This is a genomic window from Pseudomonas sp. NyZ201 (assembly GCF_049860765.1).
Lineage (GTDB): Bacteria > Pseudomonadota > Gammaproteobacteria > Pseudomonadales > Pseudomonadaceae > Aquipseudomonas > Aquipseudomonas bharatica.
On the sequence record NZ_CP187557.1, the window covers coordinates 4,967,677 to 4,988,279 of the forward strand.

The following is a 20,603-nucleotide window of genomic DNA, read 5'->3' on the forward strand; positions in this document are numbered from 1 at the left end:
ACGTCCCGTCATGAAGCGCCGATGGATCCGGCTGCACTAGCAGACGACCGCCCTCGTGATGTAGGAGGCATCAGCAAACCGCGGCCTATCGGATAACCGGAGAAAACGCTTCCAGGCCTTGCGAAACGTGGCCGGCAGGCACAAAAAACCCGGCGCCTTTTCGAGGACGCCGGGTTTTGTGCTTAACCTGGACAGGTCAGCCGTGAATCATTTCTCTTCGAGCAGGACGCGCAGCATCCATGCAGTCTTCTCGTGGACCTGCATGCGCTGGGTCAGCAGATCGGCGGTCGGCTCGTCGCTGACCTTGTCGGTCAACGGAAACAGGCTGCGGGCGGTACGTACAACAGCCTCCTGGCCTTCGACCAGGTACTTGATCATCTCGTCCGAGCTCGGCACACCTTCGGTTTCCTTGATCGAGGCCAGGCGCAGGTACTGGGCATAGGTGCCGGGGGCCGGGAAGCCCAGGGCACGGATCCGCTCGGCGATCGAGTCGACGGCCAGCGCCAGTTCGTTGTACTGCTCTTCGAACATCAGGTGCAGGGTGCGGAAGCTGGGACCGGTCACGTTCCAATGGAAGTTGTGGGTCTTCAGGTACAGCACGTAGGTGTCGGCAAGCAGGCGGGACAGGCCGTCGGCAATGGACTTGCGATCTTCTTGGCTGATTCCGATATCGATTGCCATCTGAAAATTCCTTCCTCTGATTTTTCGGTTCAAACGCTCTGGTGTCACTGTATCAAGAGTTTTCACAGCGCGCAGCCCAGACCCCGCGACACAGCGCTGCAGGCCTCGCGAGCCGGGCGTCCCGCTGATTTGAGAAGCCCCGGGCTTTGCGGTTAAATAGACGGCGTGCCGCCATGGCCAAGTCTCAGCGCCATGGCGCATAGGCTGGAAACGCCACGCTTTTGCGCTTTTTCCATGTACCGCGCACCGTGGCTCCAGCTCTTACTGTGATCCGCCTGAATAATGATGCGAGCCAAACCAACATGTTCAAGATCGTCCACCTCCTGACGGGCGCAGCTGCCTTGCTGCTGTCCTTCATACCCAGCCTCAGGGCCGATACCACGCCCTATCTGCAACAACCCGACGCCATCTACCTGGCACTCCTGGGCCTGGCCAACCTGATCCTTGCCCCGATCGTTCCGCAGTACTACAAGGGCGTACGCCAGTATCTGCAGATCGCCGCCAGCGTATTCCTGGTGCTTGCAGTGATCCTGCAGGCGCTGGCGCTGCTGGCGTTGCCCGACATGGATGCCCTCGCCGCCCTGCTGGTTGCGCTGCTCGCCGCGGTGCTTCACCTCGGTGCCGGCTTCATGAGCCAGCCCAAGGCCCGCAGCACCGGCAACACCCAGTACGACATGAGCAACCGCGATACCGGCACGGTAAAGTGGTTCAACACGTCCAAGGGCTTCGGCTTCATTTCCCGGGACTCGGGAGACGATATCTTCGTGCACTTCCGCGCGATTCGCGGCGAAGGCCACCGGGTATTGGTCGAAGGCCAGCGTGTCGAGTTCTCGGTCATGAATCGGGACAAGGGGCTGCAGGCCGAAGACGTGATCGCTGCACCTCGCCGCTGATCACTGACCGCTGCAAACGAAAAAGCCGCGAAGCCTTGTAGGCTGTCGCGGCTTTTTCATGGAGGAAACTTCAGTAATGCGGCGGCGGCGCTTCCTCTTCGCCTGCCCCATATTGCCCCATCACCTCCTCATAGCGTTTGAGCAGGGCGGCCATCTGCAACTGCAGGCGCTCCACGACACGCTGCTGCTCGACGATCACATCGTTCAGGGCCAGCAACGTGTCATCCTGGAAGGCCAGACGACTCTCCAACTCCATTACCCGCTCTTCAAGGTTCATTGCTCAAGCCTCCACGAACCGGAAGTCATCACCCAGTACTGCCGCGATGCGCTGGCGGACTTCATTCAACTGATCGGCCGTATATCCGATTGCAGGTTTTTGCCCCCAAACCGGCGCCGGCCATGCAGCGTCATTACGACGGCGAACGATCACATGCATATGTAGCTGGCTGACGACATTACCCAGCGCGGCCACATTCATCTTGTCTGCGGCAAAACATTCCCCAAGCGTTTTACTCAGGAAATCGGTTTCCTTCCAAAGTTGCAGGCGGTCACTGTCATCCAATTGAAATATTTCACTGATGCCAGGGCGACGGGGCACCAGGATGAACCAGGGATAGTTAGCATCCTTACTAAGTAACAAACGGCAAAGAGGAAAGTCCCCCAATGCGAAAGTGTCTTGTTCAAGACGCGAATCCAATGCAAACACGGGGCAATCTCCTCATCATTCAGTGCAGCCCACCTGCGCGACATAGGAGCGCAGGATACTCCTGTTACCGGTATCGGGCACGGGCGGACAACGAAGCACCGAAAAGCAGCCCGCAAAACCGGACCGCCGAAGCGTTTCACCCCGTGTTTCAGGGCATCGGTAACAAAATGCTACTTTCCGCACCAAAATGGCGCTTCGCGACCTACCGAGGAGCGCCGGACATCCACAAACTACCCACTCAAGGCCCTGCGACGGTAACGTTCTGACTTCGAGGTCGATTTTTCCCTTATTCCAGAAAAATACCGACAAAAGAGCGGAGCGTTCTTTGAGCCCCGGTTTTTCGGACCTTTTCCGGTGCCGGACTGGAAAAAGTGAAAATTTCGTCAACACTTGGCGGCTTTGAGCACGCTTGTTGCATTGCACCTTGGCATGGTCGGCATGTCGTCTGCATACACAGCCGGGGTGCGACAAATAACAACAGCTGCACGGGCGACCAGGGAGTTTGGGGATCGCGGATCCAGGGTTATGAAGCATGGTCCCGGGTCCGACCGAAACAGCGCTGGAGTTGTACGATCCGTCCTACGCGGAACGTAATTTGCGACATGGATATAAGTATTTGCGACACGACCGTAAAGTTACCGAAAGGTTCAATTCGCAAGTATCGCTAATGACAGTCAGCGTGATATACATTTCCGCCGACTCAAACAAGAAAGAGCAGCCCCGATAAAAAAACCAGGTGGGGCAGCAGCAATCTTCCTAAAAACCAAAGGAGCAAATCACGATGCGCGTGATGAAGTGGAGCATGATCGCCCTGGCCGTAGCTGCCGGGACCTCGCAACTGGCTGTAGCGTCCTCGCAGGACGAATCCAAGGGTTTCGTTGAAGATAGCACCCTGAATGTCAAAACCCGCGCCATGTACATGAACCGTGACTTCAAGCACGGTGCAGGCAACATTGAAGATCTCAGCAAGGCCAGCGGTTACAAGAGCGGCTACCGTGAAGATAGCGGCGCATCGCTGCTGGGTGTTTTCGAGTCCGGCTTTACACAAGGCACCGTCGGAGTGGGCCTTGACGTGATCGGCATGGGCTCCGTCCGCTTCGATGGTGGCGAAGGTCGTCAAGGCAATGGCCTGTTCCGCTCTGACAGCGACGGAAAACCAGAGAAATCCCAAGGCAAGGCCGGCGCTGCAGCGAAATTCCGCATCTCCGATACCACACTGAAAATTGGTGACCAGTTCGTCGCCAGCCCGGTCTTCGCAACCGACGACAGCCGGCTGATGCCTGAACTGGCTCGCGGCACCTTGATCACCAGCAAAGAGATCAAAGGCCTTGAACTGAGCGCCGGTCGCTTCACCTCGCTGAGCTCCCAGACCGGCATGGGTCACGACAGCATTCGGGGCAAAGGCCTCCCAGGCCTGACCGCCGCCAACATTGCCGGCGCAACCTATGCCTTCACCGACAACTTCACTGGCACACTCGCCGCGTCGGATGTCGAAGATCACTTCAAGAAACAATATGTCAACCTGAACCTGACCACTCCACTGGGTGACAAACAGGCACTGAACTTCGACTTCAACGCCTATCGCACCAAGGATGACGGCAAAGCGCTGTCTGGCGAACAGGACAACAAGATCTGGAGCTTGGCAGCAGCCTATAGCCTGGAAGGCCATAAATTCACCCTGGCCTACCAGCGTTCCAGCGGCGACACCGGCTACAACTACGGCGTAGACGGTAACGGCACGGTCTTCGTTGCCAACTCGATCCAGATCTCCGACTTCGTTGGTCAGGAAGAGAAATCCTGGCAAGCTCGCTACGACCTGAACATGGCCTCCTACGGCGTGCCGGGCCTGAGCTTCATGACTCGCTACGTATACGGTGACAACATCGAAACCGCAGAGGGTGAAGGCAAAGAGCACGAGTGGAACTTCGAGACCAAGTACGTTCTGCAGGAAGGCCCGGCCAAAGACCTGTCCTTCCGCGTTCGCTACGCCGTGTACCGTGCCAACGATGCGTATGAAAACATCTACGCCTCGGACAACAACGATCTGCGCCTGATCGTCGAGTACCCACTGAGCATCCTGTAAGCCTCCCGGCCCGCAGACCTCAGTACGAAGAAGCCCGGCCCTGCCGGGCTTTTTCATTTGTGTCATCGACTTACGACAGATTAGGTTTCCTGCGTCCTATACGTTACCGATTCCCCCCCGTACAATGCGGGGTCATTTCAGTTAAGCAACCGACAACGGCCTATCATGCGCACCAGTCAATATTTGCTCGCCACACAGAAAGAAACCCCTTCCGACGCGGTCGTCATCAGCCACCAGCTCATGCTGCGTGCCGGCATGATCCGCAAGCTCGCCTCCGGCCTGTATACCTGGCTGCCGATGGGCCTGCGCGTGATGCGCAAGGTCGAAGCCGTGGTTCGCGAGGAAATGAACGCCGCCGGTGCCCTGGAAGTGCTGATGCCGGCCATCCAGCCGGCTGAACTGTGGCAGGAGTCCGGTCGCTGGGAACAGTACGGCCCCGAGCTGCTGCGCCTGAAAGACCGCCATAACCGCGAATTCTGCGTCGGCCCGACCCACGAAGAGGTCATCACCGACCTGGCGCGCAACGAGCTGAGCAGCTACAAGCAGCTGCCGCTGAACATGTACCAGATCCAGACCAAGTTCCGCGACGAGATCCGTCCGCGCTTCGGCCTGATGCGCGGCCGCGAATTCATCATGAAGGACGCCTACTCCTTCCATGCCGACCAGGCTTCCCTGCAGGAAACCTACGACCGCATGCACCAGGCCTACTGCAACGTGTTCACCCGCCTGGGCCTGAACTTCCGTCCGGTGCAGGCCGATACCGGCTCCATCGGCGGCAGCTACTCCCACGAGTTCCATGTGCTGGCCGAGTCCGGTGAAGACGACGTGATCTTCAGCGACAGCTCCGACTACGCCGCCAACATCGAAAAAGCCGAGGCCATCCCGCGGGAAACCGTGCGCCCTGCGCCGACCGAAGCCCTGCGACTGGTCGATACCCCGAACACCAAGACCATCGCCGCCCTGGTCGAAGGCTTTGGCGTGCCGATCGAGCGCACCATCAAGACCCTGATCGTGCATGGCGCGGAAGAAGGCAAGCTGGTGGCACTGGTGGTCCGTGGTGACCACGAGCTCAACGAAATCAAGGCGACCAAGCTGCCCCAGGTCGCCGAACCGCTGGTCATGGCCAACGAAGAAGAGCTGCGTGCAGCCATTGGCGCCGGCGCCGGCTCCCTCGGCCCGCTGAACCTGCCGCTGACCTGCATCATCGACCGTTCGGTCGCCCTGATGAGCGACTTCGCCATCGGCGCCAACATCGATGACAAGCACTACTTCGGCGTGAACTGGGAACGCGATCTGCCGGTTCCGGAAGTCGCCGACCTGCGCAATGTGGTCGAAGGCGACCCTAGCCCGGACGGCAAGGGCACCCTGCAGATCAAGCGTGGTATCGAAGTGGGTCATATCTTCCAGCTGGGCACCAAGTACAGCGAAGCGCTGAAGTGCCAGGTCCTGGGCGAAAACGGCAAGCCGGTCACCCTGACCATGGGCTGCTACGGCATCGGCGTTTCCCGCGTGGTCGCTGCCGCCATCGAGCAGAACTACGACGACAAGGGCATCATCTGGAGCGACGCGCTGGCGCCCTTCCATATCGCCCTGGTACCGCTGCGCTATGAAACCGAGGAAGTCCGTGCGGCCACCGACAAGCTGTACGCCGAACTGACCGCCGCCGGCTTCGACGTGCTGCTCGACGATCGCGACAAGAAGACCAGCCCTGGCATCAAGTTCGCCGACATGGAACTGATCGGCATTCCGCACCGTATCGTCGTCAGCGATCGCGGCCTGGCCGAGGGCAAGCTGGAGTACAAGCACCGCACCGAGAGCGAGGCCCAGGCCCTGCCCGTGGCGGACGTCGTATCGTTCCTGCAAGCCCGCATCCGTCGCTGATAGCCAATGCCAGAGTAGCCATGTTCAAGCGAAGTACCTTTACCTTCGGCGGCGCCGCCTTGTGCGGCGCCCTGCTCCTGGGCGGTTGCGCCAACCAGATGTCGCAGCGCAGCGACCACGAGGAACGCATCGAGCGCAAGCTGCTCGAGCACAGCCTGCAGATCGATGTCGGAGAGCCCAAGGTACTCGAGCTGCCGCAACGCCGTGTGCGCATCCATGAGCAGAAGAACTTCGAAGTGACCGAATTCGAAGTGACCCGCCGCTACGATCGCTACACCCCGTATCAACCCTGGCGGGAAATCTACGAGATTCCGCTGGGTGCGGTGGCGGTGGTCGCCGGGGTCGGCGCCAACGTGGTGAACGTTTTCGCCCTGGGCAACCTTCCCGACAGCGTCACTCATGACTGGCTCAGTTATGGCATCGCCGGCCTCAACCCGTTCATGAACGTGCAGTCCAATGGCCGGGCGCAGCAGAACCTGGCCGGCATCGATGAAGTGCAGAAGGACAAGCGCCAGGAATACAGCAGCGTTCCCTGGAGCGAGCGGCCGGTCGAGGTGAAGGCTGGCAAGAGCACCTACGAGCTGACCACCGATCGCAATGGCGTCCTGCGCCTGAACCTGCTGGACAGCCCGTTCAGCGAACAGAACCTGACTCACGTCGGCACCCTTCACCTGTCGGTAGTCGATGACGACAGTGCGGTACGCGCCGACGCCAGCCTGCTGGTGAGCGGCACCCTGCGCAACAAACTGGTAGAAGCCCATGACCTGATCTTCGACGACCTCGAGGACGACGATGTCAGCCAGTGGGTGCACCGGGTCAAGCGCCTGTCGGACCTGGGCCTGGAAGAGGAAGCCAGCGAACTGGAACAGAGCCTGATCGAGCTGACCCGCAACGATCCGGAGTTGCAACAGGAATTCCTGCAGTCGCTGAGAAAGGATGCGCATCGCCTGGTCGCAGATCCTGCCGCCCAGTGAGTGAAATACCCTCCGCAAAAGCACCGTTAAGGTGCTTTTTGCATTTCAGGAGGCGGGAAACAGCTCCAACTGTTCATGAGCGCCGCGCAGGTCCTGCAAGCGCACGCCGATCCCCAGCAGGCGAACCGGCCGCCCACCGCGAGCGAAGGCCTGGCCGAGCAACTGCTGGTAACTGTGCAAGTCTCGCCCTGCCCCCGCCTGCTCCAGGGTGGTCTGGCTGAAATCATGGAACTTGACCTTGACGAATGGCTTGCCAGGCCGATAGCTGCTGTCGATTCGCTGCATGCGGCCATTGAGCGATTCAAGCAATTCCGGAAGCTTCTCCAGGCAACTGGCCAGATCCGGCAAATCCTGATCGTAGGTGTTTTCCACGCTGATGGACTGGCGCCGGCTGTCGTTCTGTACCGGGCGCTCATCGATACCGCGGGCCAGATTGAACAGGCGCTCGCCAAACCCGCCGAACTCCCTTACCAGCGCCAATCGCTCCCACTGACGAAGGTCGAGGCAAGTCACGATGCCCAGGCGATGCAGCTTGTCCGCGGTAACCTTGCCCACGCCGTGCAGCTTGCTTACCGGCAAGCCTGCGACGAAGCCTTCCACCTCCGCCGGGGTGATCACGAAGCAGCCGTTGGGCTTGCGCCAGTCGCTGGCGATCTTGGCCAGGAACTTGTTGGGCGCCACTCCGGCGGAAACGGTGATATGCAGGCGCTGGGCGATCTTGCGCCGGATATCCTGGGCGATCAGCGTGCCACTACCCGAACAGCGCTCGCTGTCGCTGACATCCAGATAGGCTTCATCCAGCGACAGCGGCTCGATAAGGTCGGTGTATTCGCGAAAAACGTTGTGGATCTCCCGCGACGCGTCCTTATAGGCATCCATGCGCGGCTTGACGATCAGCAGGTCCGGGCATAGACCCAAGGCGTGCCGCGACGACATCGCCGAGCGCACGCCGAAGGCCCGGGCCTCATAGTTGCAGGTGGCAATCACGCCACGACGCTCGGCCGAGCCACCAACGGCAAGTGGCCGCCCGGCCAGGCGCGGGTCGTCACGCATCTCGATGGCCGCGTAAAAGCAATCGCAGTCGATATGAATGATCTTGCGTTGGCGCATGTATGACCGTTAATGCGGAAAAATCGTACGCGCAGTATCTCACTCGCCTTGCCCGACCGCATCACCCCTCTATACCGCCCCGATCAGCGCGGTGCGTGCCCCGCCGCCGGGCCCAGGCCCCTCCCAGAATGCTAACCATTTGAAGAAAAAAGGATTTTTTTCAGCTTTTGCTTGACAGGGAAACGCATCCCTGTAGAATTCGATCCCACAGGCGCGGGATGGAGCAGCCTGGTAGCTCGTCGGGCTCATAACCCGAAGGTCGTCGGTTCAAATCCGGCTCCCGCAACCAGATACAGGAAAAGGCCAATCGAAAGATTGGCCTTTTTCATTTGCCTGCGATTTGGCCAGCATCAGGTTTTTCAGGAAAATCAACAATTAAGCATTGACAGCAGGAAGCAAGGCTGTAGAATGCGCACCCATCAGACGCGGGATGGAGCAGCCTGGTAGCTCGTCGGGCTCATAACCCGAAGGTCGTCGGTTCAAATCCGGCTCCCGCAACCAGATACAGAAAAAGGCCAATCGAAAGATTGGCCTTTTTCGTTTGCGCGGGAAAATTCCCCCACCTCTCGCCCTGGCGCCGGCAACGTAAATATTCTTTAACTATCATGACCGGCACGGATCCGCCTGAACGCTAGTAATATTCAGACATTATTTTTCCATAGGGATTGGTAAATTGACTGGATACGCCCATCCTGTCGCGCACAGTCCCCGAGGTGATTGATGCGCCCTACCGCTGAAACCGACATTCCTGTTACTGCCGCCCATCCTATCGCCGACAGCCGCCTGCGCTGGCTCGATCTGCTGAGCAAGTATCGCCAACCCATCGGCCTGGCCGTGACCCTGGTGCTGTTCGGGATCGCCCTGATCGCCTGCCGGCACCTGCTCAGCGAGCTGGACATCTACGCCCTGCACGACCAGTTGCTGAGCGTGCCATTGCCTGCACTCGGCGGCGCCTTGCTGGCAACCGCGATCGGCTTCGTGATCCTGCTTGGCTATGAGTGGTCGGCCAGCCGTTATGCCGACGTCAAACTGCCCGCTGGCAGCCTGGTCATGGGCGGCTTCTGCGCCTTTGCCATCGGCAACGCCATTGGTTTGTCGCTGCTTTCCGGCGGCTCGGTGCGTTACCGCCTGTATGCCCGACAGGGCGTCGGCGCCGCCGAAGTGGCGCGCATGACCTTGTTCGCCAGCCTGTCCCTGGGCTGCGCACTGCCGCCGCTGGCAGCGCTGGCAACCCTGAGCAACCTGCCCGCTGCGGCCGAAGCGCTGCGCCTGCCTGCGGGCGTGCTGGCCACTATCGCCGTTACGGTGCTGCTGCTCAGCGCAGCCCTCGCCTACGGCCTGTATCGTCGCCGCTTGCCTGAACAGCCGTTCGCCCATGCCCTGCTGGCCCGGGTCGGTCGTCGTACCCTGCGCTTGCCGGGCGCCAGGCTGGCCCTGCTGCAACTGGTCATCACAGCCCTGGACGTGGCCGCCGCCGCCACCGTGCTCTACCTGCTGCTGCCCGAAGCCCCACCTTTCGGCGCCTTCCTGCTGGTCTACCTGCTGGCCCTGGCGGCAGGCGTCCTCAGCCATGTGCCTGGCGGCGTCGGTGTATTCGAAGCGATTCTGCTGGCCGCCTTTGCCAACCAGTTGGGCGCCGCGCCGCTGGCCGCCGCGCTGCTGCTGTATCGCCTCATCTATGTGGTGCTGCCGATGCTGGTGGCCTGCGTGATCCTGCTGGCCAGCGAAGCGCGCCGCTTCCTCTTTGCGCAACAGGCGATCAAGGTCGCCTCGGGCCTGGCTGCGCCAGTGCTCGCCGTACTGGTATTCCTTTCCGGCGTGGTGCTGCTGTTCTCGGGAGCCACCCCGGAAATCGATACCCGTCTCAAGCACCTGGGCTTCCTGATCCCGCACCGCCTGATCGATGCCTCGCACTTCGGCGCCAGCCTGATCGGCGTGCTCTGCCTGCTGCTCGCCCAGGGCCTGCGCCGTCGCCTCTCGGCAGCGTGGATGCTGACCACCATATTGCTGCTGGTCGGCGCCCTGCTGTCCCTGCTCAAGGGCTTCGACTGGGAAGAAGCCAGCATCATGATCTTCACCGCGAGCCTGCTGGCCTTGTTCCGGCGCTCGTTCTACCGTCCGAGCCGCTTGCTGGAACTGCCCTTCTCGCCTGTCTACCTGGTAGCCAGCGCCTGCGTGGTCGGTGCGTCGATCTGGCTGTTGCTGTTCGCCTACCAGGACGTGCCCTATAGCCATCAACTGTGGTGGCAGTTCACCCTCGATGCCGATGCCCCGCGCGGCCTGCGCTCGGCGCTGGGCAGCGCGGTGCTACTGGTCGTGCTGGCCCTGACCTGGCTGCTGCGCACCGCCCGCCCGACGATCCACCTGCCGACCGCCGAAGAACTGCAGCGCGCCAACCGCATCCTGCTGGCGTCGGACCAGCCCGACGGCGGCCTGGCCTTGACCGGCGACAAGGCGCTGCTGTTCCACCCCAACGATGATGCCTTCCTGATGTACGCGCGCCGTGGTCGCAGCCTGGTCGCGCTGTACGACCCGATCGGCCCGACCCAGCGTCGCGCGGAGATGATCTGGCAGTTCCGCGACCTCTGCGATGTTCATCACGCCCGCCCGGTGTTCTACCAGGTGCGCGCCGAGAACCTGCCGTTCTACATGGACATCGGCCTGACGGCGATCAAGCTGGGCGAAGAGGCACGGGTCAACCTGCCGCGCTTCGACCTGGAAGCCAAGGGCAAGGAGATGAAGGACCTGCGCTACACCTGGAACCGAGGCAGCCGCGATGGCCTGAGCCTGGAAATCCACGAACCCGGCCAGGCGCCGCTGGAAGAACTGAAGGTCATTTCCGATGCCTGGCTCAGCGGCAAGAACGTGCGCGAGAAAGGTTTTTCCCTGGGCCGCTTCAGCGAAGACTACCTGCAACACTTCCGCATCGCCCTGATCCGCTTCCAGGGCCAACCGGTGGCCTTTGCCAACCTGCTGGAAACCCATAGTCGCGAACTGGCCAGTCTCGACTTGATGCGCGCCCACCCGGAGGCGCCGAAGCTGACCATGGAATTCATGATGATCGGCCTGATCCAACACTATAAACAGCATGGATATGCCCGCTTCAGCCTTGGCATGGTGCCCCTGTCGGGCCTGCAGCCGCGGCGCGGCGCACCACTGACCCAGCGCCTGGGCTCGATGGTGTTCCAGCGCGGCGAGCAGCTCTATAACTTCCAGGGCCTGCGCCGCTTCAAAGACAAGTTCCAGCCAGACTGGGAACCCCGTTACATGGCCGTCCCTGCCGGACTCGATCCGCTGGTCGCACTGGCCGATACCGCCGCCCTGATCGCGGGCGGTCTTACAGGATTGGTGAAACGCTGATGATTCGACGTTACTGGCATTACCTGCTCGGCGCGCTGCTCGCGGCGCTGCTGGCAGCGGCGGCAGGCTTCTGGCTGTGGACGCGCCCGGCTCCGGAGGCGCATCTGGAGCACATCACCCTCGGCGACGGCAGCGCTGCCGTGCGCGCCACCCCCGGCACCAACGCTCGGGCCCGGGTGCTGATCGCCTCGCCACAGGACCAATTGCTGAGCGACAAGCAACTGCTGGACCTGAGCCAGAGCGGTGAAGCACAGCTGGTCCAGGTCACCCTGCCGCTGGGCGACTGCACCCAGCAGCAGAAAGTCGTGCAGCTCGCCACTGAGCAACTCAAGGGCGCGCCCACCCTGGTCGCCGGCATCGGCCCCGGCGCCAACCTGGCCTGGGACTGGCTGGCCGCGCAAAAGGACGACAAGGCCCAGGCCATTTCCGTGGGCTTCAACCTGGAACGCCCGGGCTGCACGCTTCCGCTCGCCAAGTCGGCCCCCCATGGTCACTGGAACGTGGCATGGAACGACAACCCGGACGATGCCAGCGCCGCTTTCGTGCGCGACCAGGCCAACGCCGAAACCAGCATCTCCGACTACGATGTGCACCTGCCGCAGGTGCTCAAGGCGCAACTGACCACCGCCCTGCTGGGCGAGGACGGCAACGCGATGAGCATTCCGGTGGTGGAGGTGCCCGCCGGGCAGACGACCGACACCGTGACCCTGTTCCTTTCCGGTGACGGCGGCTGGCGTGACCTGGACCGCGATGTCGCCGGCGAGATGGCCAAGCTTGGCTATCCAGTGGTGGGCATCGACACCCTGCGTTACTACTGGCAGCACAAGACCCCGGAACAGAGCGCCGTGGACCTCTCCGAGCTGATGCAGCACTACCGGCAGAAGTGGGGCACCAAGCGCTTCGTGCTGACCGGCTACTCGTTCGGCGCGGACGTCCTGCCGGCGATCTACAACCGCTTGCCGGAAGCGGACCAGAAGCGCATCGATGCCGTTATCCTGCTGGCTTTCGCCCGTAGCGGCAGCTTCGAGATCGAAGTGGAAGGCTGGCTGGGCCAGGAAGGCAAGGAGGCCCCGACCGGCCCGGAAATGGCGAAGATGCCGGCGGCCAAGGTGCTCTGTGTGTATGGCGTGGAAGAAACCGATGAAAGCGGCTGCACCGACAGCACGGCAGTGGGCGAGAAGCTCAAGCTGCCAGGCGGGCACCACTTCGACGAGAACTACCCGGCATTGGCGCGCAAGCTGATCGGAGAGATCGAAAGCCGCCAGGGAAAGACCAGCGTGGCTGAGCAGAATTGATGTCCCACTGAAGTCCCTATCGCTGGCAACGCCAGCTCCCACAGAATCCGCGCCAGACCCAATCATCTGGCCAACACAAAACCCTGTGGGAGCCGGCGTGGCCGGCGAAAGGCCTGCAAAGCAGGCCCCAAATCCATCTCAGATCTCGACCTGGGTGCCCAGCTCGATCACCCGGTTCAGCGGCAGATTGAAGAACCGCAGGTTCCCGTTGGCATTCTTCAACAGGAATGCGAACAGATTCCCCCGCCACCGCGCCATCCCTTCCAGCCGCGAGGCGATCACCGTCTCCCGGCTGAGGAAGTAGGTGGTGCGCATAGGGCTGAAGTCCAGCTCGTCCAGATGGCACAGGCGCAGCGCCGCCGGTACGTCCGGCTCGTCCATGAAGCCGAAGTGCAGCAGCACGCGGAAGAACCCGTCGCCATATGCCTCGACCTCGAAACGTTCCTGCTCCGGCACCCGCGGCCGGTCTTCGCTGACCACCGTCAATAGCACCACCTGGCTGTGCAGCACCTGGTTATGCAGCAGGTTGTGCAACAGCGCGTGGGGAACCGCATCCGCCCGCGCAGTAAGGAACACTGCGGTGCCCTCCACCCGGTGTGGCGGCTGCACGCGAATACTGCCGATAAACACCGGCAGCGGCAGTGCGCCCTCGTCGATGCGTTCGACAAGAATCTGCTTGCCGCGCTTCCAGGTGCTCATCAACAACAGCAGCACCGCACCGGCCAGCACCGGGAAGGCACCACCCTGGACCACCTTGGGCAGGTTCGCGGCGAAGAACAGGCCATCGACCAGCAGGAAGCCGAGCAGGATCGGCACTGCCAGCAACGGTGGCCATTTCCACAGCAGCAGCATCACGGTGGACACCAGCAAGGTGGTCATCAGCATGGTCCCGGTCACCGCCACGCCGTAGGCCGCGGCCAGGGCGCCGGAAGACTCGAAACCTATCACCAGCAGGACCACTGCCACCATCAGCGTCCAGTTCACCGCGCCGATATAGATCTGTCCCTGCTCGTCGCTGGAGGTGTGCTGGATCTGCATGCGCGGGATATAGCCGAGCTGGATGGCTTGGCGGGTCAGGGAGAACGCGCCGGAAATCACCGCCTGGGACGCGATCACCGTGGCCAGGGTCGCCAGGGCGATCAACGGCAGCAGTGCCCAGCCCGGCGCCAGCAGATAGAACGGGTTGCGCGCGGCATCCGGGTTCTGCAGGAGCAAGGCACCCTGGCCGAAATAATTGAGCACCAGCGCCGGCAATACCAGGGCGAACCAGGCCCGGGCAATGGGCTTGCGGCCGAAGTGGCCCATATCGGCGTACAGCGCCTCGGCGCCGGTCAGCGCCAGCACCACGGCCCCGAGAATGGCTACGCCCATGCCGGGATGAACGATGAAGAAACGCACCGCCCACACCGGGTTGAAAGCCTTGAGCACCTCAGGGCTCTGGCCAATGCCATGCAGGCCGAGCAGCCCCAGGACCACGAACCAGGCGACCATTACCGGACCGAACAGGATGCCGATCTTCGCCGTACCGTGTTTCTGCACCAGGAACAGCGCCACCAGGACGACCAGGGCAATCGGCACCACCCAGTGATCGATGCCGTCGAAGGCCAGCTCCATGCCCTCTACCGCCGACAGCACCGACACCGCCGGGGTGATCATGCTGTCGCCATAGAACAGCGCAGCGCCGATAAGGCCGCAGATCACCATCATCGCCCTGAGCTTCGGCCGTGACGCCGAGGCCCGGGTGGCCAGCGCAGTCAAGGCCATGATCCCGCCCTCGCCCTGGTTATCGGCACGCAGGATGAAGGTCACGTACTTGATCGACACCACCCAGATCAGCGACCAGGCGATCAGGGAAAGAATGCCCAACACACCATCATGGTTGACCGGCACCCCATAACCGCCGGTAAAGACTTCCTTGAGGGTATACAAGGGGCTGGTCCCGATATCGCCATAGACCACCCCGACAGCTGCCACCAGCAGGCCCAACGACTTGGTCGCCCCATGCCCCGCAGCGGCTTCACTGCTCGCCTGACCCATCAACCACTCCCGCAAAAAAGAACCGGAAACCGGTGAATCTCGTACCAGACGTCATGATTTTTCTCGTCGGCCGAACCGCGTTGCGCCTGTCATGAATTGACACAGGCGCAACGCGGCGAAGCATAGCGCAGCGTTCGTCGTTTTTCTGCTGGTCAAGCAGGCGAACGCTCGCTAGAATTGCGCACTTTTTGACCAGAGGCGCCTGGAAGCGCCCGCCAGGGTTGCCTCCTTCTTCTATCCGGCAGCCCCTCTACACCGAGGTTAACCATGTCCACGACCGATACTCCCACCACGCCGAAGGTAGGATTTGTCTCACTCGGGTGCCCGAAGGCTCTCGTCGACTCCGAGCGCATCCTCACCCAACTGCGGATGGAAGGCTACGAAGTCGTGCCCACCTATCAGGACGCTGACGTGGTGGTGGTCAACACCTGCGGCTTCATCGATTCGGCCAAGGCCGAGTCCCTGGAAGTGATCGGCGAAGCCATCAAGGAAAACGGCAAGGTCATCGTCACCGGCTGCATGGGCGTCGAGGAAGGCAACATCCGCGATGTGCATCCGAGCGTTCTGGCCGTGACCGGCCCGCAGCAGTACGAGCAGGTGGTCAGCGCCGTGCACGAGGTGGTTCCACCGCGTCAGGACCACAACCCGTTGATCGATCTGGTGCCGCCACAGGGCGTCAAGCTGACACCGCGCCACTACGCCTACCTGAAGATTTCCGAAGGCTGCAACCATAGCTGCAGCTTTTGCATCATCCCGTCGATGCGTGGCAAGCTGGTCAGCCGCCCGGTTGGCGAAGTGCTCAGCGAGGCCGAGCGCCTGGTCAAGGCCGGGGTCAAGGAAATCCTGGTGATTTCCCAGGACACCAGCGCCTACGGCGTCGACGTCAAGTACAAGACCGACTTCTGGAACGGTCGCCCGGTCAAGACCCGCATGCTGGAATTGTGCGAAGCCCTGAGCAGCCTGGGCGCCTGGGTTCGCTTGCACTATGTCTATCCATACCCGAACGTGGACGACGTGATCCCGCTGATGGCTGCCGGCAAGATCCTGCCGTACCTGGATATCCCGTTCCAGCACGCCAGCCCGAAAGTGCTCAAGGCCATGAAACGCCCGGCCTTCGAAGACCGGACCCTGGCGCGCATCAAGAAATGGCGCGAACAGTGCCCGGACCTGATCATTCGCTCCACCTTCATCGTCGGCTTCCCCGGTGAAACCGAAGAAGACTTCCAGTACCTGCTGGACTGGCTCACCGAAGCACAGCTCGACCGCGTTGGCTGCTTCCAGTACTCACCCGTCGAAGGCGCGCCGGCCAACGACCTGGGCCTGGACGAAGTCCCGGACGAGATCAAGCAGGACCGCTGGGACCGCTTCATGGCTCATCAACAGGCCATCAGCAGCGCCCGCCTGCAACTGCGCATCGGCCGTGAGATCGAAGTGCTGATCGACGAAGTCGAGGAGCAAGGTTCGGTGGGTCGCAGCTTCTTCGACGCACCGGAAATCGATGGCAACGTGTTCATCGATGGCAACCATGGCTACAAGCCCGGCGACAAGGTGCGCTGCCGGGTAGTGGATGCCGATGAGTACGACCTCTGGGCCGAGCCTGTCTAAGGCCTCCAGCGGAAAAAACCAGGCCCCTTTCCGGGGCTTTGTTTTTTCTGCGGTTACAATGCCACCCATTCCCCCCGCAACACGGCCCTCCCAATGTCTGAAACCACCCGTCTCTCCAAACGCCTTATCGCCCAACTGGGTTGCTCCCGTCGCGAGGCCGAACTCTATATCGGCGGCGGCTGGGTCACCGTGGACGGCGAGGTCATCGACGAGCCGCAATTCCAGGTCGACCAGCAGGTCGTCGCCCTGCTGCCCGGCGCCAAGGCCGATGCACCCGAGCCGGTGACCCTGCTGCTGCACCAGGAAGCCGGGCAGACTGCCGAAAGCGCTCGCCTGGGCATGACCGCAGCCACCCTTTCACCCGCCCACAGCGAGGGCCGCCGCGTATTGCGCGGGCATTTCGCCCGCCTCAAATGCCTCGCCGAGCTGCAAGCGGGCGCCAGCGGCCTGCAGGTCTACACCCAGGACTGGCGCACCGAGCGCAAGATCACCTCCGACCTGCGCAAGCTGGAACAGGAATATGTGGTCGAGGTCGGCGGCGAAATCATCAAGCACGGCCTGGAGCGCCTGAACCGCGGCTTCGAGTGGAAAGGCCATGAACTGCCTCCGGTCAAGGCCAGCTGGCAGAACGAAACCCGCCTGCGCCTGGTGCTGAAGAACCCTGCGGCCGGCCTGATCGACCTGCTGTGCCGCAGCGTCGGCCTGCAGGTGGTCGGCATGCGCCGCATCCGCCTTGGCGGCGTGGCCATGGGCAAGCTGCCCGCCGGACAATGGCGCTACCTGGAAAGCAAGGAAAAATTCTGAGCTACGCCGTACTGGCGAGACTCCCGAACAGGACTCCATACATGATCCACAATGACGTACTGCGCAGCCTGCGCTACATGCTGGATATCACCGACACCAAGATGGCCCAGATCGCCCGCAGCAATGGCTTCAAGCTGAGCGACGCAGACATGGCCGGCTACCTGAAGAAAGAGGATGACAAGGACTTCGTGCACTGCCCGGACGAAGCCATGGCGCACTTTCTCGACGGCCTGGTGATCTTCCGCCGCGGTCGCGATGAAAGCCGTCCGCTGCCGCCGATCGAGCTGCCGGTCAGCAACAACACCATCCTCAAGAAGCTGCGGGTAGCCTTCGAACTCAAGGACGACGATATCCTCGCCCTGCTCAAGGCGGTGAACTTCCCGGTATCCAAGACCGAATTGAGCGCGCTGTTCCGCAAGGTCGGGCATGACAACTTCCGTCCTTGCGGCGACCAATTGCTGCGCAATTTCCTCAAGGGTCTGAGCCAACGGATCCGTGGCTGATACGACGATGGACTACAAGGTCTCGCCGGTCGGTTTCATGCGCTCCTGCTTCAAGGAGAAGTTCGCCATACCGCGTCAGCCGCAACTGGCGCCAGCGGCCCGTGGCGTGCTGGAGCTGGTGCCGCCGTTCGATTCCGGCGAGGCTGTGGCCGGGCTGGAGCAGTGCAGCCACGTGTGGCTGCTGTTCCTGTTCCACCAGACGCTGGAGGACAAGCCGCGCTTGAAGGTTCGCCCTCCCCGCCTCGGCGGCAATGCATCCATGGGCGTGTTCGCGACCCGGGCGACGCATCGTCCGAACGGCATCGGGCAGTCAGTGGTCAAGCTGGAAAAGGTCGAGCCAGGACGACTGCTGCTGTCGGGCATCGACTTGCTGGACGGTACGCCCGTTCTCGATATCAAACCCTATGTGCCCTACGCCGACAGCATCGCCGGGGCGAGCAACGGCATGGCCAGCGCTCCGCCTATGGCGATCGCCGTGGAATGGAGTGATGAGGCGCTGGTACAGGCGCATGAGCATGCACAACGGCTGGCCGAGCCGCTGGTGGCGCTGATCGAGCAGTGCCTGGCCCAGGATCCGCGGCCGGCCTATCAGGTGCCGCCGCCGGAACGAGTGTATGGGGTGAAGTTCTGGGATGTGCAGGTCAGGTGGCACTATCCGGAGCCGGAGAGGATCAGGGTGCTGGAAGTGGTGGCTGATCCTGTATAGATGTTTTGAGCGGCGCTGCCGAACCCTGTGGAAGCTGGCTTGCCAGCGATGGGGCCCGAAAGCACACCACATAAATCCCAGACAAAAAAAAGCGCAGGCCAAGGCCTGCGCTTTTTTATATCAGCTTACTTCTCGACGAAAGCACGCTCGATCAGGTAGTCACCCGGCTCGCGCATGCGCGGCGAGATCTTCAGGCCGAAGCTGTCCAGCACTTCGCTGGTCTCGTCGAGCATGCTCGGGCTACCGCAGATCATCGCGCGGTCGTCCTGGGGGTTGATCGGCGGCAGGCCGATGTCGCTGAACAGCTTGCCGCTGCGCATCAGGTCGGTCAGGCGACCCTGGTTCTCGAAGGGCTCGCGGGTTACGGTCGGGTAGTAGATCAGCTTTTCACGCAGCGCTTCGCCGAAGAACTCGTTCTGCGGCAGGTGCTCGGTGATGAACTCGCGGTAGGCGACTTCGTTCACGTAGCGAACGCCGTGGACCAGGATGACTTTCTCGAAACGCTCGTAGGTTTCCGGATCCTGGATGACACTCATGAAGGGCGCCAGGCCGGTGCCGGTGCTGAGCAGGTACAGGTGCTTGCCCGGGTTCAGGTCGTCGAGGACCAGGGTACCGGTAGGCTTCTTGCTGATGATGATCTCGTCGCCTTCCTTCAGGTGCTGCAGCTGGGAGGTGAGCGGACCGTCGGGCACCTTGATGCTGAAGAACTCCAGGTGCTCTTCCCAGTTCGGGCTGGCGATGGAGTAAGCACGCATGAGCGGGCGGCCGTTGGGCTGTTGCAGGCCGATCATCACGAACTGACCGTTCTCGAAGCGCAGGCCCGGGTCGCGGGTGCACTTGAAGCTGAACAGGGTGTCGTTCCAGTGGTGAACACTGAGGACACGTTCGTGGTTCATGTTGCTCATGTTAAGGGGGCTCCTGAGAAAAACGCAGCGCTAAAACCGAGAGCGCGATTGCGCGATAGTTTAATGCGGAGGACAATATCTGTTAAATGAATTATCAAGATATGTCTTATCGGTTATATAGATATGCGATTTACCCTACGTCAGCTTCAGGTCTTCGTCGCCGTCGCGCAACATCAGAGCGTCTCGCGTGCCGCCAGCTTGCTGGCGTTGTCGCAATCGGCGGCCAGCACTTCCATTACCGAGCTTGAACGGCAATCCAGCTGCCAACTCTTCGACCGTGCCGGCAAACGCTTGAGCCTCAATGCCCTGGGCCATCAACTGCTGCCCCAGGCGGTGGCACTGCTGGACCAGGCCAAGGAAATCGAGGACCTGCTCAACGGCAAGTCCGGTTTCGGCTCACTGGCGGTCGGCGCGACCCTGACCATCGGCAATTACCTGGCGACCCTGCTGATCGGCAGCTTCATGCAGGTACACCCGGAAAGCCAGGTCAAGCTGCATGTGCAGAACACTGCACATATCGTGCAACAGGTGGCTCACTACGAAATTGATCTGGGTCTAATCGAAGGCGACTGCAACCATCCGGACCTGGAAGTACAGCCTTGGGTGGCGGATGAGCTGATCGTTTTCTGCGCCCCGCAACATCCCTTGGCCAAGCGCGGCAGCGCCAGCCTCGACGAACTGACCCGAGAGGCGTGGATCCTTCGCGAGGAAGGCTCCGGTACCCGCCTGACCTTCGACCAGGCCATGCGCCACCACCGTTCGGAACTTAATATCCGTCTTGAGCTGGAACATACCGAGGCGATCAAGCGCGCCGTGGAATCCGGGCTGGGCATCGGCTGCATTTCCCGCCTGGCCCTGCGCGATGCTTTCCGCCGCGGCAGCCTGGTACCGGTGCAAACCCCGGAACTGGACCTGGCGCGGCAGTTCTTCTTTATCTGGCACAAGCAGAAGTACCAGACCTCGGCGATGAGGGAATTCCTCGAACTGTGCAGGAGCTTTACCGCCGGGGTGAGTCGTAGCGATGAGATCGTGCTGCCCAGTATCGCCTAGGCTCTGTACG

Annotated in this window: 17 protein-coding genes and 2 tRNA genes; 13 read left to right on the plus strand and 6 right to left on the minus strand. The window is 61.7% G+C overall.

The window, feature by feature from the left end; translation table 11 throughout:
• Nucleotides 1-207 precede the first annotated feature (207 nt).
• Nucleotides 208-681: a Dps family protein gene (locus ACPFMA_RS22275; RefSeq protein WP_009402123.1), complete on the minus strand. Its 474-nt coding sequence runs from the start codon at nucleotides 679-681 to the stop codon at nucleotides 208-210.
• A gap of 302 nt (nucleotides 682-983) precedes the next feature.
• Between ACPFMA_RS22275 and ACPFMA_RS22280 the strand changes: the two genes are divergently transcribed.
• Nucleotides 984-1,574, plus strand: coding sequence for a cold-shock protein (locus ACPFMA_RS22280; protein WP_037061086.1), 591 nt, complete (start codon nucleotides 984-986; stop codon nucleotides 1,572-1,574).
• 70 nt (nucleotides 1,575-1,644) lie between these two features.
• On the opposite strand, the gene ACPFMA_RS22285 is transcribed toward ACPFMA_RS22280, so the two are convergent.
• Together ACPFMA_RS22285 and ACPFMA_RS22290 are read right to left on the minus strand one after the other, a co-directional pair.
• Entirely contained in the window at nucleotides 1,645-1,851 is a 207-nt protein-coding gene (locus tag ACPFMA_RS22285; protein ID WP_009402128.1) for a SlyX family protein, read from the minus strand.
• 3 nt (nucleotides 1,852-1,854) lie between these two features.
• Complete coding sequence (locus ACPFMA_RS22290; protein WP_064302307.1) at nucleotides 1,855-2,280, minus strand: HIT family protein; 426 nt, start codon at nucleotides 2,278-2,280, stop codon at nucleotides 1,855-1,857.
• 781 nt (nucleotides 2,281-3,061) lie between these two features.
• Between ACPFMA_RS22290 and ACPFMA_RS22295 the strand changes: the two genes are divergently transcribed.
• From ACPFMA_RS22295 to ACPFMA_RS22305, 3 genes are all read left to right on the plus strand, one after another.
• The gene (locus ACPFMA_RS22295; RefSeq protein WP_420057943.1) at nucleotides 3,062-4,363 is read left to right on the plus strand and encodes an OprD family porin; all 1,302 of its coding nucleotides are present in this window, start codon (nucleotides 3,062-3,064) and stop codon (nucleotides 4,361-4,363) included.
• 165 nt (nucleotides 4,364-4,528) lie between these two features.
• Nucleotides 4,529-6,244 carry a proline--tRNA ligase gene (locus tag ACPFMA_RS22300; protein ID WP_009402134.1) on the plus strand — a complete coding sequence of 572 codons (1,716 nt, stop codon included), beginning with the start codon at nucleotides 4,529-4,531 and terminating at the stop codon, nucleotides 6,242-6,244.
• Nucleotides 6,245-6,264: 20 nt separating this feature from the next.
• Nucleotides 6,265-7,218, plus strand: a complete 954-nt coding sequence (locus tag ACPFMA_RS22305) for a hypothetical protein (RefSeq protein ID WP_064302309.1) — start codon at nucleotides 6,265-6,267, stop codon at nucleotides 7,216-7,218.
• A 45-nt stretch (nucleotides 7,219-7,263) separates the two neighbouring features.
• Here ACPFMA_RS22305 and dinB read toward each other — a convergent pair whose 3' ends face one another.
• On the minus strand, nucleotides 7,264-8,328 hold the full coding sequence (gene dinB, locus ACPFMA_RS22310; RefSeq protein ID WP_064302310.1) for a DNA polymerase IV: 1,065 nt from the start codon (nucleotides 8,326-8,328) through the stop codon (nucleotides 7,264-7,266).
• A 212-nt stretch (nucleotides 8,329-8,540) separates the two neighbouring features.
• Between dinB and ACPFMA_RS22315 the strand changes: the two genes are divergently transcribed.
• From ACPFMA_RS22315 to ACPFMA_RS22330, 4 genes are all read left to right on the plus strand, one after another.
• A tRNA-Met gene (locus tag ACPFMA_RS22315) sits at nucleotides 8,541-8,617 on the plus strand.
• A 135-nt stretch (nucleotides 8,618-8,752) separates the two neighbouring features.
• A tRNA-Met gene (locus ACPFMA_RS22320) sits at nucleotides 8,753-8,829 on the plus strand.
• Between the two features lie 219 nt (nucleotides 8,830-9,048).
• Nucleotides 9,049-11,688, plus strand: coding sequence for a bifunctional lysylphosphatidylglycerol flippase/synthetase MprF (gene mprF / locus ACPFMA_RS22325; RefSeq protein ID WP_425928770.1), 2,640 nt, complete (start codon nucleotides 9,049-9,051; stop codon nucleotides 11,686-11,688).
• Nucleotides 11,688-12,983 (plus strand): virulence factor family protein, encoded by a 1,296-nt coding sequence (locus ACPFMA_RS22330; RefSeq protein WP_064302312.1) that lies wholly within the window; start codon nucleotides 11,688-11,690, stop codon nucleotides 12,981-12,983. Before mprF ends, ACPFMA_RS22330 begins: the two co-directional genes overlap by 1 nt.
• A gap of 138 nt (nucleotides 12,984-13,121) precedes the next feature.
• Here ACPFMA_RS22330 and ACPFMA_RS22335 read toward each other — a convergent pair whose 3' ends face one another.
• The gene (locus ACPFMA_RS22335; RefSeq protein ID WP_420057939.1) at nucleotides 13,122-15,020 is read right to left on the minus strand and encodes a potassium transporter Kup; all 1,899 of its coding nucleotides are present in this window, start codon (nucleotides 15,018-15,020) and stop codon (nucleotides 13,122-13,124) included.
• Between the two features lie 267 nt (nucleotides 15,021-15,287).
• On the opposite strand from ACPFMA_RS22335, the gene rimO reads away from it, so the two are divergent.
• The 4 genes from rimO to tsaA all read left to right on the plus strand — a co-directional run bounded on the left by rimO (nucleotide 15,288) and on the right by tsaA (nucleotide 18,638).
• Nucleotides 15,288-16,625, plus strand: a complete 1,338-nt coding sequence (gene rimO / locus ACPFMA_RS22340; RefSeq protein WP_009395167.1) for a 30S ribosomal protein S12 methylthiotransferase RimO — start codon at nucleotides 15,288-15,290, stop codon at nucleotides 16,623-16,625.
• Between the two features lie 93 nt (nucleotides 16,626-16,718).
• The gene (locus ACPFMA_RS22345) at nucleotides 16,719-17,429 is read left to right on the plus strand and encodes an rRNA pseudouridine synthase (protein ID WP_425928771.1); all 711 of its coding nucleotides are present in this window, start codon (nucleotides 16,719-16,721) and stop codon (nucleotides 17,427-17,429) included.
• Between the two features lie 41 nt (nucleotides 17,430-17,470).
• Nucleotides 17,471-17,932, plus strand: a complete 462-nt coding sequence (locus ACPFMA_RS22350) for a DUF1456 family protein (RefSeq protein WP_064302318.1) — start codon at nucleotides 17,471-17,473, stop codon at nucleotides 17,930-17,932.
• A 7-nt stretch (nucleotides 17,933-17,939) separates the two neighbouring features.
• Complete coding sequence (tsaA, locus tag ACPFMA_RS22355; protein ID WP_425930623.1) at nucleotides 17,940-18,638, plus strand: tRNA (N6-threonylcarbamoyladenosine(37)-N6)-methyltransferase TrmO; 699 nt, start codon at nucleotides 17,940-17,942, stop codon at nucleotides 18,636-18,638.
• 125 nt (nucleotides 18,639-18,763) lie between these two features.
• Here the strand turns inward: tsaA and fpr are convergent, their stop codons facing one another.
• Entirely contained in the window at nucleotides 18,764-19,543 is a 780-nt protein-coding gene (gene fpr, locus ACPFMA_RS22360) for a ferredoxin-NADP reductase (RefSeq protein WP_009395171.1), read from the minus strand.
• Between the two features lie 123 nt (nucleotides 19,544-19,666).
• Between fpr and ACPFMA_RS22365 the strand changes: the two genes are divergently transcribed.
• On the plus strand, nucleotides 19,667-20,593 hold the full coding sequence (locus tag ACPFMA_RS22365) for a LysR family transcriptional regulator (protein WP_425928772.1): 927 nt from the start codon (nucleotides 19,667-19,669) through the stop codon (nucleotides 20,591-20,593).
• Nucleotides 20,594-20,603: the final 10 nt, after the last annotated feature.